This window comes from Serratia sp. JKS296, assembly GCF_900215445.1.
GTDB classification, from domain to species: Bacteria; Pseudomonadota; Gammaproteobacteria; order Enterobacterales; family Enterobacteriaceae; genus Serratia; species Serratia marcescens.
Genome location: NZ_OCMX01000001.1, coordinates 3,591,694 through 3,608,093, shown reverse-complemented (window position 1 = coordinate 3,608,093; position 16,400 = coordinate 3,591,694). Strand labels below are relative to the sequence as shown.

Genomic DNA, 16,400 nt, shown 5'->3' with positions numbered 1-16,400 from the left:
TTTACAATGCGCACGTCCCCGTTAGACAAATAAGGCAATGCAATCCCATGATGAACAACGACGTGCTGCGCAGCGTGCGCTATATGCTGAGCATTAACAACGCCAAAATGGTCGAGATTATCAAACTGGACGATTTTGAGGTGGCGGTGTCGGCGATGGACGCTTACGTGATCAAAGAAGGCGAGCCGGGCTACGAGAAGTGCCCGGACGAAGTGATGGCGCACTTCCTCAACGGCCTGGTGTTCTTCAAGCGCGGCAAGGACGACAAGTTCCCGGCGCCGGCGGTTGAACTGCCGATCACCAACAACCTGGTGCTGAAAAAGCTGCGCGTGGCGTTCGAGCTGAAAGACACCGATATGCACCAGATTTTCACCGCGGTGGACTTCCGCATCTCCAAGCCGGAGCTGAGCGCGCTGTTCCGCAAAGAGGGCACCAAGAACTACCGCCCGTGCGGCGATCAGATGCTGCGCTACTTCCTCAAAGGGCTGGCGCAGCGCGTTCGCGGCGAGTAACGCGCAGCGTTCACCGAACATCAGGCGCAATCGCAAGGTTGCGCCTTTTTTATTGCCCCTCTCCCGCCCGCCGTTGTTGTACTGGCCCTCAGCCATCCGCCATTGATGGTGGGCGTGCCGCCCGTCCGGTTACTTTCTCATGGTCAATTCAGTCACCCAAACCATGAGGAAAGCAGGATGCCAACCATCACGAAAACCCAATCACTTTACACCTTGACCCGGCCGGTCTGGCTGGATGCGGCGGGCATGAGCAAGGGCATCGATCACGATCGCCAGCATCTGGGCATCATTCTCGCCGCCGGGCAGGTGCTGCGAGTACGCCAGACCAACGCGGCGTTTACCGGCAAGTTAACGCTGCGCTTGCTGAATGACGACAGCAAAACGGAGGCGGAATTCAGCGTCGGCGCGAGCTGGGTCGAGGCCCAGATCAATGCCGTCTCGGTGCCGTTCATCGATACGCCGTATGGGCAGGGCGAGCCGGCGCTGGAGTTCGAGTATCCGGACACGGCAAAAGCGCTGCCGGTTTATCGCCGTGGCGAAAACGAAGCCGCGTTCTTTGCCCGCTGGGACGAGCGGGACGCCGAGTTTGCCCTGGTCGATGCGGAGTACGCTGTGTTGCTGGTGCCGAAATTCAGTAAACCGGCGCTGAAGTCGCTGGGCGAAGCGAAAAACATCGACGGGCTGATCGCCTACTACGATCGCATTTTCACTTTCTACAATGCGCTGACCGGCGTCTCGTTCGAGGCTGAACACGAATCCGATCGCAATATTCGCAACCGCTACTTTATGAAGGCCGATAAGCACGGCGCCGGCGCCGCGTATTACGGCGGCCGCTGGACGGCGGAAACCAGCAACTCGGTCAGCAGCTTCTGGCTGACGCCGAAAGACAGCAACTGGGGCAGCCTGCATGAGATCGCGCACGGCTATCAGGGGCACTTTATGGGCGACAAATATTTCTCCACCGGTGAGATGTGGAACAATATTTATGCCGCTTGCTATCAGGACGTGATGCTGGGGGAACGCAAATACCAGGAGGGGTGGCTGTATAACTACGGCAACGCGGCCGGCGTCGAGAAGAAAATCATCGATTTGATCGCTCAGGGCACGCCGCTCAACCAGTGGGATCTGCGCTCCAAGCTGTTCTTTGCGATGCTGATGGTCGACAAGGCAGGCAAGAACGCCTTCACGCACTTTAATCAGCAATATCGTCAAAGCTGCAATACGCCGGGCTTCGTGCCGTCGGAACATGCCTTGCTGGACCTGCTGTCGGCAAGCTTTGCCGCGGCTGGTGAGCAAATCGATGTGACGCCGTTCGTCGAGCTGACCGGCGGCGTGATCACCCAAGCGCAGCGCGATCGCAACGCGTTCAGCCACGCCAAGGCGGTGTATCCGCTGTATCAACTGGTGGACGCGCAGAGTCTGCCGGCGGTGCAGGCGCAGCTGAAACTGGATTCCTCGCTGCGGCTGGTCGATTCCTGCCAGCTCAAGGCCAGCGGGCTGAAAGGCGACGTCACCCTGAGTCTGGATATCGATGACTTTGCGCAGATCTACGGTGAAGACCTAATCCTGATGGAAGGGGCGCGCTATGCCCACAAAATCCGTATCGACGCGCCGACCCTGGCGCTGACTGCGCTGCCGATCGGCGTGTATACCTTGCGGTTGCCGACCGGCAAAGATCGTAAATATCGGCCGACGGCGGGTTACCTGACGGTGAAGCAGGGGAAAAACGCGGTGACGCTTCGCTTCGAGCGCAAAGCCGCTTCGCCGATCGTTTCGCAGGAGATCAACCTGTTGGGCCTGAGCGATGCGGTCTTCGCCACCGTGGTCGTCGATCGCGCCAAAGGAGCGGTGGTGGTTGACGTGACCAGCACCACGCCGCACGCCTACTTCCCCGGTGAAACCTATGCCCGGGTGACGCTGCGCGATCGGCAGGGCGCGGTGCGCTTCAGCAAGGAGATTCAGGGCACTCAGGCTACGTTAAGTCATGACGAGCTGCCGTTTGCCGAGGGCGATGACATCGAGATTTACCATGTGGAGCCGAGCCGGGTGCGTTTGAATCCGGCGGCGGCCGGCGTCATCGATAACAAAAACAAAACCAACGTGCTGCGTATCGAAACCCGCGGGCTGAAAAATCCGGCGTTGCCCGGCGATCCCGAGCAAGCGCTGCTGGCGCGCCTGGAACAGGCGGCGCAGCGTTTGCGCCACCTGCTGCCGGCTTACTACGCGCCGTCGTCGTCGTTCAAGGATGATATTTATCTGGCGATCGGCGCCTTTGCCGAGCCGCAGCGCGAGTCATTGTTGGCGACCTATCGGGATTGCCTGCCGGTCGACAATACGCCGCCGGGCGCTCACGTCGGCAATGCGTTTACCGTGGCGTGCAAAGGGATTGGCGATCGCCAGTTTCTGACCTGCGCCGTCGATCTGGTGAAGAAAACCGTTACCGTCACGCTGGCGGCGGGGATTGCTCACCACTACTTTGCCGACAGCTACGCCTTCCTCAGCGTGACGGATGCGGACGGCAACATCGTGCTCAGTTACGACGTCATCGGCAGCCAGAATCAACCGGCGAAAACTTGGGTGTTGCCGTTGTCAGGCTACGGCGGTGAGGTGATCCATCTGCGGCATGAAGAGCCGGACAGCCGTCTGGCGATCGTCAACGAAATGCAGCACCTGCGGTTGGCGGAGAAGGGCAAGCAACAGACCTACTGCATTACGCCGGTCGGTTTGAAACGCATCAACGACTGAGCCACATCGGCCTGCGGGGCGGCGAGTGTCGTCGCCCCGGTTTTTCCTCTGCGTCATCCCGCCATTGCACTCTTTTTGTTCTCCCGCTGCGCGCCGCTGGTGCAGCCCGTTTGCCGCCGCCGTCATAAGTTTTAATTATAATTTATTGAAATCATGAGATTAAAAATTGGCACGCCGGTTGCTCTGTTGAATCCCATCTTGTGTACCAGATGGAATTCAGTCGATGAGCGAACCTGTTGAAGCGTGCGGTTTTACCCTCAGTGAATGGCAGCACCATTATCAAACCCGCCCGGCGGGCGAGCGCCTCGCCTGCGTCAGTGCGACGATCGAAACGTTGGTCGCCGGCCTGAACCCGGACGATAACGCCTGGCTGTATCTCGCCACGCCGGCGCAGCGCGAGCAGCAGTATCGGCAGCTGGCACAGAGGCTGGCGGCGGTCGCCGGCGATCTCAGCCGCCTGCCGCTGTTCGGCGTGCCCTTCGCCATCAAAGACAATATCGACGTCGGCGGCTGGCCGACCAGCGCCGCCTGCCCGGTGTTCACCTACCAGGCCGCGGCGGATGCCGCCGTGGTCGCCCACCTGCGCGCCGCCGGGGCGATCGCCCTCGGTAAAACCAACCTCGACCAGTTCGCTACCGGGTTGGTGGGCACCCGCTCACCTTATGGCGCGGTGGTCAACAGCTTCGACAGCCGCTACGTCAGCGGCGGTTCCAGTTCCGGCTCCGCCTCGGTGGTGGCGCGCGGCCTGGTGCCGTTCGCGCTGGGCACCGACACCGCCGGTTCGGGACGCGTGCCTGCCGGGTTCAACAACATCGTCGGGCTGAAGCCGACCAAGGGGCGGTTATCCAACCGCGGCGTGGTGCCGGCTTGCCGGTTGAACGATACGGTGTCGGTCTTCGCGTTGACCGTGGCCGACGCCGCGCAGGTGGCGGAGTTGGCGAGCGGCTTTGACGCGGCAGACCCGTATTCCCGCGCCGATCCGCATACCGCGCCGGCGGATATCCCCGCCGCGCCGCGTTTCGCCGTTCCCGCCCAGCTGGAGTTTTTCGGCGACGTGCAGGCCGAGCGGGCGTTTCACCAGGCGCTGGCGCAACTGCGGGCGGGCGGCGCCACGCTGGAACCCCTCGATTTCGCGCCGTTTCGCACCCTGGCGGAACAGCTGTATTACGGCCCCTGGGTGGCGGAGCGCACCGTGGCGATTGAGCAGGTGCTGGAAGCGAGCCCGCAGGCCATCGATCCGGTGGTGCGCGGCATCGTCGGCAACGGCCTCGGCTACAGCGCCTGCGACGCCTACAAGGCGGAATACCTGCGCGCCGAGCTGGCGCGGCAAATCGCCCAGCGGCTGGCGCCGTTCGACGCGCTGGTGGTGCCGACCGCGCCCACTATCCGCACCCTGGCGGAGATGGCGCAGGAGCCGGTGCTGTTCAATTCGCAGTTCGGCACTTACACCAATTTCACCAACCTGGCCGATCTGAGCGCGCTGGCGCTGCCGGGGCCGCTGCGCGAAGACGGCCTGCCGGCGGGCATCACCCTGATTGCGCCCGCCTGGCATGACCGGGCGCTGGCGGCGTTTGGCCTGCGCTGGCAACGGCAAAGCGCCTTGCCGCTCGGGGCCATCGGGCGGGCATTGCCGCCGCAGCCTGTGCCTGCGCCGTCCACAGGGCATGTGCGTCTGGCGGTAGTGGGCGCTCACCTCAGCGGCATGCCGCTCAACGTCCAGCTGACGCAGCGCGACGCGGTGCGGGTGGAACAAACCGTCACCGCTCCCTGTTACCGCCTGTACGCGTTGGCCGATACCGAGCCGCCGAAGCCGGGGCTGGCGCGCGCGGCGCAGGGGGCGGCGATCCGCGTTGAGCTGTGGGACATCCCGCTGGCCCGTTTCGGCGAGTTTGTGGCGGAAATTCCGGCGCCATTGGGCATCGGCACGCTGCTGCTGGCGGACGGCCGGCGGGTGAAGGGGTTTATCTGCGAAGCCTGGGCGCTGGAAGACGCGACGGATATCACTGAGTTTGGCGGCTGGCGCGACTATCTCGCCAGCGTTAAGGGGGCATGAACATGTTTACTACCGTACTGATCGCTAACCGCGGCGAAATCGCCTGCCGCGCCATTCGCACCCTGAAACGCCTGGGCGTAACCAGCGTGGCGGTCTATTCCGACGCCGACCGCAATGCGCCGCACGTCGCCGAGGCCGACCGGGCGGTGGCGCTCGGCGGCGACAAGGCCACCGACAGCTACCTGCGCATCGACAAGATCCTCGCGGCGGCAGTGGCCACCGGCGCGCAGGCGATCTACCCCGGCTACGGCTTTTTGTCCGAGAGCGCCGAGTTTGCCGACGCCTGCGAAGCGGCGGGCATCGCCTTTATCGGCCCGACGGCGGCGCAGATGCGCGAGTTCGGCCTCAAGCACCGGGCGCGCGAGCTGGCGGCGTTGGCCGGGGTGCCGATGACGCCGGGCACCGGCTTGCTGGAGAGCGTTGAGCAGGCGGTCTCGGCCGCCGCGCGCATCGGCTACCCGGTGATGCTGAAAAGCACCGCCGGCGGCGGCGGCATCGGCCTGACGCGCTGTGACGACGAGGCGGCGCTGCGCGACGCGTACGACAGCGTCAAACGGCTGGGAGAGCAGTTCTTCCGCGACGCCGGCGCCTTTATCGAACGCTTCGTCGATCGGGCGCGCCACGTCGAGGTGCAGATTTTCGGCGACGGCCAGGGGCGGGTGGCGGCGCTCGGCGAGCGCGACTGCTCGCTGCAGCGGCGCAACCAAAAGGTGGTGGAGGAAACCCCGGCGCCGCACCTGCCGGCGGCGACTCGCCAGGCGCTGCATCGGGCGGCGGTGGCGCTGGGCGAGTCGGTGAATTACCGCAGTGCCGGCACCGTAGAGTTTATCTATGACGCCGCGCGTGACGAGTTTTACTTTCTGGAAGTGAACACCCGCTTACAGGTCGAGCACCCGGTCACCGAAATGGTCACCGGCCTGGATCTGATCGCATGCATGCTGCAGGTGGCGGCGGGCGACGCGCTGGATTGGGCGGCGCTGCAACGCGCGCCGCAGGGCGCGGCGATCGAAGTGCGTCTCTATGCCGAAGATCCGCTGAAAAACTTCCAGCCCAGCCCTGGCGTGCTGACCGAGGTGCATTTCCCTGACGACGTGCGCCTCGACGGTTGGGTGGCGACCGGCAGCGAAGTGTCGGCGTTTTACGACCCGATGATCGCCAAGCTGATCGTGCACGGCGCCGATCGGGCGCAGGCGCTGGAAAAACTGCGCGTGGCGCTGGCGGCGACCCGTTTGCACGGCATCGCCACCAACCTCGACTATCTGCGACAGGTGATCGCCACGCCGCAATTTCAGCGCGGCGACGTCTGGACGCGCCTGCTGGACGATTTGCGTTTCCAGCCGCACTGCCTCGAAGTGCTGCAACCCGGCACCTACAGCAGCGTGCAGGATTATCCCGGCCGCCTCGGCTATTGGGACATCGGCGTGCCGCCGTCCGGCCCGATGGACGACTTCGCGTTTCGGCTGGCCAACCGCATCGTCGGCAACCACCCGGCGGCGGCCGGGCTGGAGTTTACCCTGCAGGGGCCGACGCTGCGCTTTCACTGCGACGCCACCATCGCGCTGACGGGCGCGAGCTGCCCGGCCGAACTGGATGGCGAGGCGGTTGCATATTGGCGGCCGATCGCGGTGCGGGCCGGGCAGGTATTGACGCTGGGGCGCGCCACGCACGGCTGCCGCACCTATCTGGCGGTACGCAACGGCTTTGACGTGCCGGTGTATCTCGGCAGCCGCTCCACCTTCGCGCTGGGCCAGTTCGGCGGCCACGCCGGGCGCACCTTGCGCGTGGCGGACATGCTGGCGATCGCCCAACCGGCGCTGGCGGCCTGCACTACGCCGGCGCCGATCGCCGCGCCGCAGGCGATGGATGACAGCCTGATCCCGCACTACGGCGACCAGTGGCACATCGGCGTGCTGTACGGGCCGCACGGCGCGCCGGACTTTTTCACCGCTGAATCGATAGAGGCCTTCTTCGCCACCGACTGGCAGGTGCATTACAACTCCAACCGCCTCGGAGTGCGCCTGGCGGGGCCGAAGCCCGAGTGGGCGCGGGAGGACGGCGGCGAGGCCGGTTTGCATCCTTCCAACGTGCACGACTGCGAGTACGCCATCGGCGCCATCAACTTCACCGGCGACTTCCCGGTGATCCTGACCCGCGACGGGCCGAGCCTTGGCGGCTTCGTTTGCCCGGTGACCATCGCCAAGGCCGAACTGTGGAAAGTGGGGCAGGTGAAGCCGGGCGACCGCATCCGGTTCCATCCGATCGGCTTCCGGCAGGCGCAGTCGCTGGAGCAGGCGCAGCTCGGCAGCATCGAAGCGCTGGCGGCGGTGAAGGCCATCACCCTGCCGCCGCCGGATCTGGCCCCGGCGGAGACCGTTTCCGCCGCGGTGCTGGCGGCGCTGCCGGCGGCGGACGGGCGCCCGGCGGTGGCGTATCGCCAGGCGGGGGACGGCTACATCCTGATGGAGTACGGCGACAATGTGCTCGATCTGGCGCTGCGGCTGCGCATACATCTGCTGATGCAGTCGCTGCGGCAGGAGGCGATCCCGGGTGTAGCGGAGCTGGCGCCGGGCGTGCGTTCGCTGCAGATCCGCTACGACAGCCGGCTGATAAGCCAGGCCGACCTGTTGCAGCGCCTGCTGGCGCGCGAACGGGCGCTGGGGGACGTCAGCCGCCTGAAGGTGCCGACGCGCACCGTCTGGCTGCCGATGGCGTTCGAGGATTCGGCCACGCTGGGGGCGGTGGATCGCTATCAGCAGACGGTGCGCGCCTCGGCGCCCTGGCTGCCGAACAACGTCGATTTCATTCAGCGCATCAACGGTCTGAGCCAACGCGAGCAGGTGCGCGACATTCTGTTCGACGCCAGCTACCTGATCCTCGGGCTGGGAGACGTCTACCTCGGCGCGCCCTGCGCGGTGCCGCTCGATCCGCGCCATCGCCTGCTGAGCTCCAAATATAACCCGGCGCGCACCCACACCGCCGAAGGGACGGTCGGCATCGGCGGCATGTACATGTGCATCTACGGCATGGACTCGCCGGGCGGTTACCAGCTGGTGGGGCGCACGCTGCCGATCTGGAACAAGTTTCTCAAAAACCCGCAGTTCACCGCCGGTGAACCCTGGCTGCTGCGCTTCTTCGATCAGGTGCGCTTCTATCCGGTCAGCGAGCAAGAGTTGGACGCGCAGCGCGAAGCGTTCCGTGAAGGGCGCATGCAGGTGCGCATCGAAGAGAGCGAGTTCGACTTCGCCGCCTACACCCGCTTCCTGGCCGATAACGCCGAGGCGATCGCCGACTTCCAGCATCGCCAGCAACAGGCGTTCAGCGCCGAAGTGGCGCGCTGGCGCAGCGATGACGACGAGGCCGAGGCGCAGCTGTTGCCGCCGGAGGAAGAAGACGCCATCGACGGCGATCTGGTCAGCGCCGATCTGAACGGCAGCGTGTGGAAGATCCTGGTGGAACCGGGGCAGGCGGTGGCGGCCGGGCAGCCGCTGATCGTGGTCGAGGCGATGAAAATGGAGCTGGCGGTCACCGCGCCGCGCGCCGGGATCGTTAAACGCATCAGCTGCCGGCAGGGGCGGCCGGTCGGGCCGGGCGACGCCCTGCTGTGGCTGGAAAAGGTGGTCTGAACGGAGGAGCGATGATGCAAATCACCAACGGAGAGCACAAGGCGCGCCCGGAGGGGCTGGCGGAGCGCATTTATCTGCAGCTCAAGGCCGACATCTTCGAGTTTCGCCTGCTGCCGGGCGATCGCTTCAGCGAAAGCGACGTGGCGCAGCGCATGGCGGCCAGCCGCACGCCGGTGCGTCAGGCGCTGTTTCGGCTGGAGCGCGAAGGCTATGTCGAGGTGCTGTTTCGTAGCGGCTGGCAGGTGCGGCCGTTCGACTTCGCCTACTTCGAAGAGCTGTACGACCTGCGCATCGTGCTGGAACAAGAGGCGGTGAAACGGCTGTGCGAACGCCCGGCCGGGGAAACGCCGGACGCGCTGGCGGCGCTGAGCCATTTTTGGACCGCAGCGCCGCGCCTGGCGGACGGCAAGGCGGTGTCGCAGCACGATGAGCAGTTTCATCAGGCGTTGGTGGCCGCGGCGGGCAACGGCGAAATGGCGCGCATTCACCGCGAACTGACCGAAAAGATCCGCATCATTCGCCGGTTGGATTTCACCCAGCAGGCGCGGGTGGACGCCACCTACCGCGAGCACGCCGCCATTTTGCAGGCGATCCTGCGGCGGCAAAGCGGGGCGGCGCAAACGCTGCTCGGCGAGCACATCGCCGTCAGCAAGGCAGAGGTACGAAAAATAACGCTGCACATGTTGCACCAGGCGCGGGCTCAGCAGCCTGCGCGCTCGGCGCAACAATTTTGATTTCACACACATCGGGAGTTTGAACTATGCAACGTCGTCGTTTTATCAAAGCTTTTGCGCTGTCCGCCGCCGCGATCGGCATGGGCCTGGCCTGGAGCGCGCAGGCCGCCGACACCATCAAGGTCGGCATTCTGAGTTCGCTCTCCGGCACCATGGCGATTTCCGAGACGCCGCTGAAGGATGTGGCGCTGATGACCATCGACGAGATCAACGCCAAAGGCGGGGTGCTCGGCAAAAAGCTGGAGCCGGTGGTGGTGGATCCGGCCTCCAACTGGCCGCTGTTCGCCGAAAAGGCGCGCCAGCTGCTGAGCCAGGACAAGGTGGCGGCGGTGTTCGGCTGCTGGACCTCGGTGTCGCGCAAGTCGGTGCTGCCGGTGTTTGAGGAGCTGAACGGACTGCTGTTCTACCCGGTGCAATACGAAGGCGAAGAGATGTCGCCGAACGTGTTCTACACCGGCGCGGCGCCGAACCAGCAGGCGATCCCGGCGGTGGAATACCTGCTGAGCGAGGATGGCGGCGGCGCCAAGCGCTTCTTCCTGCTGGGCACCGATTACGTCTATCCGCGCACCACCAACAAGATCCTGCGCGCCTTCCTGCACAGCAAAGGCGTGCAGGACAAGGATATCGAAGAGGTCTATACGCCGTTCGGCTACAGCGATTACCAGACCATCGTCGCCAACATCAAGAAATTCGCCGCCGGCGGCAACACCGCGGTGATCTCCACCATCAACGGCGATTCCAACGTGCCGTTCTACAAAGAACTCGCCAACCAGGGCGTCAAGGCCACCGACGTGCCGGTGATCGCCTTCTCGGTCGGCGAGGAAGAGCTGCGCGGCATCGACACCAAACCGCTGGTGGGCAACCTGGCGGCCTGGAACTACTTCGAATCGCTGGATAACCCGACCAACAAACAGTTTGTCAGCCAGTGGAAAGCCTACGCCAAGGCGCACAATCTGCCGAATTACGCCACCGCGGTGACCAACGATCCGATGGAAGCCACCTACGTCGGCCTCCACATGTGGGCGCAGGCGGTGGAAAAAGCCGGCACTACCGACGTCGATAAGGTGCGCGCCGCGATGGCCGGGCAAACCTTCGCCGCGCCGTCGGGCTTCACGCTGACCATGGACAAGACCAATCACCACCTGCACAAACCGGTGATGATTGGCGAAATCGAGGGCAACGGGCAGTTCAACGTGGTGTGGCAGACCGAAGCGCCGGTGCGCGCGCAGCCGTGGAGTCCCTATATCGCCGGCAACGACAAAAAACCGGATTACTCGGTGAAAGGCGGCAAGTAACGTCACTCAGCGCCGGCGCGGCTCGACGCGCGCCGGCCCAACAGAAGAGGCAGCTGATGCAATCTCCGTTTTTATCCTCTCTGCGCGCCGGGCTGTGGCTGTTGTGCGCCTGGCCCCTGCTGGCGCAGGCCGGGCCGGCCGATGAGTTCGCGGCGGCCAATCGCGCGCAGCAGGCCAAACTGCTGCAGGCGTGGGCGGCCGAGCCGGATCCTGCGCGCCTGCCGTTGCTGCAGGGGCTGCAGCAGGAAACCGTGGCGATCGACGAGGCGAAGCGCGCCTTTATCCGCCAGGGCGATCGCTATCTGCCGCTTGAAGGTGAGGCGGCCCCGGTTGGCGAGCCGAAGAAGGTGTGGCTGAACAACCGGCTGCGCATTCTGATCGCCAATGCGCTGTCGGCGCAGCGGCTGGTCAGCGTGGACGCGGCGGTGCGGCTGCAGGCGGCGACCGCGCTGCAGCGCGAAGCGCAGGGCGAGCAGCTGCCGCTGTTGACCCGGCGGCTGGCGCAGGAGAAAGACCCGCAGGTGCGCGACGCGCTGAGCATTGCGCTGGCGAACCTGCAATTGGCCGATGCCAGCCCGCAGGTGCGTTTCAATGCGGTGCGGCTGCTGGGGGAATCGGGCGAGCCGGAAACCCGCGCGCGGCTGCAGGCGTTGACCGACGCGGCCAATGAGCCGGACGCCGCGGTGCGCGCCGAGGCGCAACGCAGCCTGCAGCGCGTGCAGCACCGCCTGATGATCGGCGATCTGCTCGGCCAGGCGTTCAGCGGCCTGTCGCTCGGTTCGATCCTGCTGCTGGCGGCGCTCGGCCTGGCGATCACCTACGGCCTGCTCGGCGTCATCAATATGGCGCACGGCGAAATGCTGATGCTCGGCGCCTATTCGGCCTATCTGGTGCAGGGGGTGTTTCAGCAATTTGCGCCGCAGTGGCTGGCGCTCTATCCGCTGGCGGCGCTGCCGGTGGCGTTCGCCATCACCGCCGGGATCGGCATGGCGCTTGAGCGTACGGTGATCCGCCACCTGTACGGCCGGCCGCTGGAAACCCTGCTGGCCACCTGGGGCATCAGCCTGGTGCTGATCCAACTGGTGCGGGTGCTGTTCGGCGCGCAGAACGTCGAGGTCGCCAACCCGGCGTGGCTGTCGGGCGGCGTGCAGCTGTTGCCGAATCTGGTGTTGCCGTGGAACCGCATCGCGGTGATCGCGTTCGTGCTGCTGGTGCTGGCGTTGACCTGGCTGTTGCTGAACAAGACCCGGCTCGGCATGAACGTGCGCGCGGTGACGCAAAACCGCGCGATGGCGGCCTGTTGCGGCGTGCCCACCGGCCGGGTGGACATGCTGGCCTTCGGGCTGGGATCCGGCATCGCCGGGCTTGGCGGGGTGGCGCTGTCGCAGTTGGGCAACGTCGGGCCGGAGCTGGGGCAAGGTTACATTATCGACTCGTTCCTGGTGGTGGTGCTCGGCGGCGTCGGCCAACTGGCGGGGACGGTGGCGGCGGCCTTCGGTCTCGGCATCGTCAACAAGATCCTCGAACCGCAGATCGGCGCCGTGCTGGGCAAGATCCTGATCCTGGTGCTGATCGTTCTGTTTATTCAAAAGCGTCCGCAGGGGCTGTTCGCCCTTAAGGGCAGGGTGATTGACTGATGAGCCAACCATTGACCGTAACCGGCGTGCAGAAAGCGCCCCGGCTGGCGTTGAGCATCGGCGGGTTGGCGTTGCTGGCGCTGCTGGTGATGCCGTTCATGACGCTGTTGCCGGCGGATCATCCGCTGGCGGTGTCCACCTATACCCTGACGCTGGCGGGCAAGATCCTGTGCTACGCGGTGGTGGCGGTGGCGCTCGATCTGGTGTGGGGCTATGCAGGGCTGCTGTCGCTCGGCCACGGGCTATTCTTCGCGCTCGGCGGCTACGCCATGGGCATGTACCTGATGCGGCAGGCGGCGGGCGACGGGCTGCCGGCGTTTATGGCGTTCCTCTCCTGGAATGAGCTGCCGTGGTTCTGGAGCGGCACCCAGCATTTCGCCTGGGCGCTGTGCCTGATCGTGCTGGTGCCGGGCCTGCTGGCCTTCCTGTTCGGCTACTTCGCCTTCCGCTCGAAAATCAAAGGGGTGTATTTCTCGATCATGACCCAGGCGCTGACCTATGCCGGCATGCTGCTGTTCTTTCGCAACGAGACTGGCTTCGGCGGCAATAACGGCTTTACCGGTTTCACCACGCTGCTCGGCTTTCCCATCACCGCCGCCGGCACGCGGGTGGCGCTGTTCCTGGCGACGGTGCTGCTACTGGCCGCCAGCCTGGCCATCGGCTTTGCCCTGGCGCGCAGCAAGTTCGGCCGGGTGCTGACCGCGGTGCGCGATGCGGAAAACCGGCTGACCTTCTGCGGCTACGATCCGAAGGGCTTCAAGTTGTTCGTCTGGACGCTGTCGGCGGTGCTGTGCGGGCTGGCCGGCGCGCTCTATGTGCCGCAGGTCGGCATCATCAATCCCGGCGAAATGTCGCCGACCAACTCGATCGAGGCCGCCATCTGGGTGGCGCTCGGCGGGCGCGGCACCCTGGTGGGGCCGCTGCTCGGCGCCGGCATCGTCAACGGCGCCAAGAGCTGGTTCACCATGGCCATTCCCGAATACTGGCAGTTCTTCCTCGGCCTGATGTTTATCGTCGTCACGCTGTTTCTGCCCAAAGGGGTGATCGGCCTGCTGCGCCGGAGGAAAACCTCATGAAAGCGATGCAAGTGACCGACGAGTTGTTTACCCACCCGCTGCCGGCGGATAAATACCGGCAGCAAACCGATCCGGTGCTGCAGCTCGACAACGTCAACGTCAGCTTCGACGGTTTTCGCGCGCTGACCGATCTGTCGCTGCGCATTGGCGTCGGCGAACTGCGCTGCGTGATCGGCCCCAACGGCGCCGGCAAGACCACGCTGATGGATGTGATCACCGGTAAGACCCGGCCGGACAGCGGCAGGGTGTTTTACGATCAGACCGTCGATCTGACCCGGCTGGCACCGATGCAGATCGCCCACGCCGGCATCGGCCGCAAGTTTCAAAAACCGACGGTGTTCGAGGCGCTGACGGTGTTCGAAAATCTGGAGATCGCCCAGAAAACCCGTAAGTCGGTGTGGGCCTGCCTGCGCGCCCGCCTGAGCAGCGAACAGCGCGACCGCATCGACGAGATGCTGAAGACCCTGCGGCTGGGGCATGAACGCCACCGGCCCGCCGGGCTGCTGTCCCACGGGCAGAAACAGTTTCTCGAGATCGGCATGCTGCTGGTGCAGGAGCCGCACCTGCTGCTGCTCGACGAGCCGGCGGCCGGCATGACCGACGCCGAAACCGACTACACCGCCGAACTGTTCCGCGAGCTGGCGGGCAAGCATTCGCTGATGGTGGTGGAGCACGATATGGGGTTTGTGGAGACCATCGCCGATCGCGTGACGGTGCTGCATCAGGGGCAGGTGCTGGCGGAAGGATCGCTGGCGCAGGTGCAGGCCGATGAGCGAGTTATTGAGGTATATCTGGGGCGCTGAGGAGGCGTAATCATGCTGCAGGTAGAGGAATTGAATCAATATTACGGCGGCAGCCACATTCTGCGCGGCCTGTCGTTCGAGGCGCGCATCGGCGAGGTGACCTGCCTGCTGGGGCGCAACGGCGTGGGCAAGACCACGCTGCTGAAATGCCTGATGGGGCTGATCCCGGCGCGCAGCGGCAGCGTCCGTTGGCGGGGCGAAGCCATCACCGGTAAAAAGCCGCATCAGCGGGTGCAGGCGGGTATCGCCTATGTGCCACAGGGGCGGGAGATTTTTCCGCGCCTGACGGTGGAGGAAAATCTGCTGATGGGGCTGGCGCGTTTTTCCGGCACCGACGCGCGCGCGGTGCCGGATCCGATCTATGAACTGTTTCCGGTGCTGCGGCAAATGAAGGATCGGCGCGGCGGCGATCTCTCTGGCGGGCAGCAACAGCAGCTGGCGATCGGCCGGGCGCTGGCCTGCCGGCCGCAGCTGTTGATCCTCGACGAACCGACGGAAGGGATCCAGCCTTCGGTGATCAAGGAGATCGGCGCGGTGATCAAACAGCTGGCGGCGCGGGGCGATATGGCGATCCTGCTGGTGGAGCAGTTCTATGACTTCGCCGCCGATCTGGCGGACAGCTATCTGGTGATGTCGCGCGGCAGCATCGTGCAGCGCGGCGCCGGCAGCAATATGGAACAGGACGGCGTCCGCGGGCTGGTGGCGATTTAACGTTGGGTCAGCTGAAAAAGGATTGGCTGAGCGGATCGCGGGAATGATGCAGCACTCTGATGATATTCACCTCCCGCCTGTGCTGTCGAAAATAAATCAGGTGGTTGGCGACGGGCAATACCCATAGGCCGGGGCCGATTGCATCGATGTTTTTGCCGAGTTGGTGGTGGCTAAGGTTATCGAAAGCCTGATGCAGGCGGCGCAGATAATCTTCGGCCACCTGCAAGCCAAAGTGCGCCAACCCGTAAAAATAGATCTCTTCCATATCGTCCAACGCTTTTGGACGAACGGTTACTCTCCTGCGCATCCTTTTGCTTTGCTCCGTATTCTTTCCATGAACACATCACGATCCCATTCGACGGCTTCGCCGCTGTTCTCTCCTTCGGCGATCAAGCGCCTAAGCTCTTCCAGTTTTGAGGCGGCGGTACGTTCGCGCAAAGTGCGCACGGATTCGCGGATGACTTCGCTGGGCGTTCGGTAATCGCCGCTGGCCACCAGGTCTTCGACGAAGCTACGCAGTTCGTCACCCAGATCTACCGTTAGTGTTCTGCCCATTGTTCCTCCTCACTTTCGGCTATGCTGCGTCATTGTAAGATTAGTTCTTACATTGTGCACGTCAAACTATCAGGATCTCAATAGCGGTCCCGTCATGAGGACGGGAGCCACCCGTTTATTCATTAAGGATAACCATGAACGAAATCACTGTGTCACGCCTCGGTTGCATCGTCCTGTCTCTGTTTCCGGCCCTGTGGGGGCTGTTTAGCCTGTTGAACAATACGGCGGATTTCGCCGGCACCGCGCGCAATGCGGTGGGGCCGCTGCTCGCCATGCAGGATACTTATCAAACGCCGGGGCTGATGTGGCGCGCGATCCGCGCCGACTGGGCCTGCATGTTGGGGTTGGCGGTCATCACCACGCTGGAAACGCTGGCCGGCCTATTCGCGGCCGCGGGCGTGGCGCTGATGATCGGGCGATTGAAAGGCCCTTATGCCGCCTTCGCCAAGGGCAAAGCCTGGGCGATGCTGGGGGCGCTTTGCGCAATTGCGGTGTGGGGCGTCGGTTTTATGGTGGTCGCCGGCGACTGGTTCATGGCCTGGCAGGCCAAGAAGGATCCGCTGGCGGTGCAGCTGGGGGCGCTGATCTACCTGGCGCCCAATGCGTTTGCCTTGCTGTTCCTGATGCTGCAGCGGGAGCCGCGCTAAACGACGGCG

13 protein-coding genes are annotated in these 16,400 nt (G+C 64.5%); 11 read left to right on the top strand and 2 right to left on the bottom strand.

What is annotated here, in order from left to right:
* Positions 1-47: 47 nt before the first annotated feature.
* The 10 genes from CRO23_RS17250 to urtE all read left to right on the top strand — a co-directional run bounded on the left by CRO23_RS17250 (position 48) and on the right by urtE (position 15,189).
* Complete coding sequence (locus CRO23_RS17250) at positions 48-512, top strand: DUF1456 family protein (protein ID WP_004939471.1); 465 nt, start codon at positions 48-50, stop codon at positions 510-512.
* Between the two features lie 177 nt (positions 513-689).
* Positions 690-3,257 (top strand): putative mucin/carbohydrate-binding domain-containing protein, encoded by a 2,568-nt coding sequence (locus CRO23_RS17245; RefSeq protein WP_097102546.1) that lies wholly within the window; start codon positions 690-692, stop codon positions 3,255-3,257.
* A 223-nt stretch (positions 3,258-3,480) separates the two neighbouring features.
* Positions 3,481-5,310, top strand: coding sequence for an allophanate hydrolase (gene atzF, locus CRO23_RS17240; RefSeq protein WP_097102544.1), 1,830 nt, complete (start codon positions 3,481-3,483; stop codon positions 5,308-5,310).
* Between the two features lie 2 nt (positions 5,311-5,312).
* Positions 5,313-8,933: an urea carboxylase gene (gene uca, locus CRO23_RS17235; protein WP_097103115.1), complete on the top strand. Its 3,621-nt coding sequence runs from the start codon at positions 5,313-5,315 to the stop codon at positions 8,931-8,933.
* A gap of 14 nt (positions 8,934-8,947) precedes the next feature.
* The gene (locus tag CRO23_RS17230) at positions 8,948-9,667 is read left to right on the top strand and encodes a GntR family transcriptional regulator (RefSeq protein ID WP_028128266.1); all 720 of its coding nucleotides are present in this window, start codon (positions 8,948-8,950) and stop codon (positions 9,665-9,667) included.
* Between the two features lie 26 nt (positions 9,668-9,693).
* Entirely contained in the window at positions 9,694-10,962 is a 1,269-nt protein-coding gene (urtA, locus tag CRO23_RS17225; protein ID WP_097102542.1) for an urea ABC transporter substrate-binding protein, read from the top strand.
* A gap of 56 nt (positions 10,963-11,018) precedes the next feature.
* Positions 11,019-12,599 carry an urea ABC transporter permease subunit UrtB gene (gene urtB / locus CRO23_RS17220; protein WP_097102541.1) on the top strand — a complete coding sequence of 527 codons (1,581 nt, stop codon included), beginning with the start codon at positions 11,019-11,021 and terminating at the stop codon, positions 12,597-12,599.
* Complete coding sequence (gene urtC / locus CRO23_RS17215; RefSeq protein ID WP_016928582.1) at positions 12,599-13,675, top strand: urea ABC transporter permease subunit UrtC; 1,077 nt, start codon at positions 12,599-12,601, stop codon at positions 13,673-13,675. Before urtB ends, urtC begins: the two co-directional genes overlap by 1 nt.
* On the top strand, positions 13,672-14,478 hold the full coding sequence (gene urtD, locus CRO23_RS17210) for an urea ABC transporter ATP-binding protein UrtD (protein WP_015377102.1): 807 nt from the start codon (positions 13,672-13,674) through the stop codon (positions 14,476-14,478). The genes urtC and urtD overlap by 4 nt, the downstream gene beginning before the upstream one ends.
* 12 nt (positions 14,479-14,490) lie before the next feature.
* On the top strand, positions 14,491-15,189 hold the full coding sequence (gene urtE / locus CRO23_RS17205; protein ID WP_079450946.1) for an urea ABC transporter ATP-binding subunit UrtE: 699 nt from the start codon (positions 14,491-14,493) through the stop codon (positions 15,187-15,189).
* A 7-nt stretch (positions 15,190-15,196) separates the two neighbouring features.
* Here the strand turns inward: urtE and CRO23_RS17200 are convergent, their stop codons facing one another.
* Together CRO23_RS17200 and CRO23_RS17195 are read right to left on the bottom strand one after the other, a co-directional pair.
* Positions 15,197-15,496 (bottom strand): type II toxin-antitoxin system RelE/ParE family toxin, encoded by a 300-nt coding sequence (locus CRO23_RS17200; RefSeq protein WP_042783942.1) that lies wholly within the window; start codon positions 15,494-15,496, stop codon positions 15,197-15,199.
* Positions 15,481-15,744 (bottom strand): type II toxin-antitoxin system ParD family antitoxin, encoded by a 264-nt coding sequence (locus tag CRO23_RS17195; protein ID WP_004939442.1) that lies wholly within the window; start codon positions 15,742-15,744, stop codon positions 15,481-15,483. The genes CRO23_RS17200 and CRO23_RS17195 overlap by 16 nt, the downstream gene beginning before the upstream one ends.
* A gap of 134 nt (positions 15,745-15,878) precedes the next feature.
* On the opposite strand from CRO23_RS17195, the gene CRO23_RS17190 reads away from it, so the two are divergent.
* Positions 15,879-16,391, top strand: a complete 513-nt coding sequence (locus tag CRO23_RS17190) for a DUF2165 family protein (RefSeq protein WP_033640967.1) — start codon at positions 15,879-15,881, stop codon at positions 16,389-16,391.
* Positions 16,392-16,400: the final 9 nt, after the last annotated feature.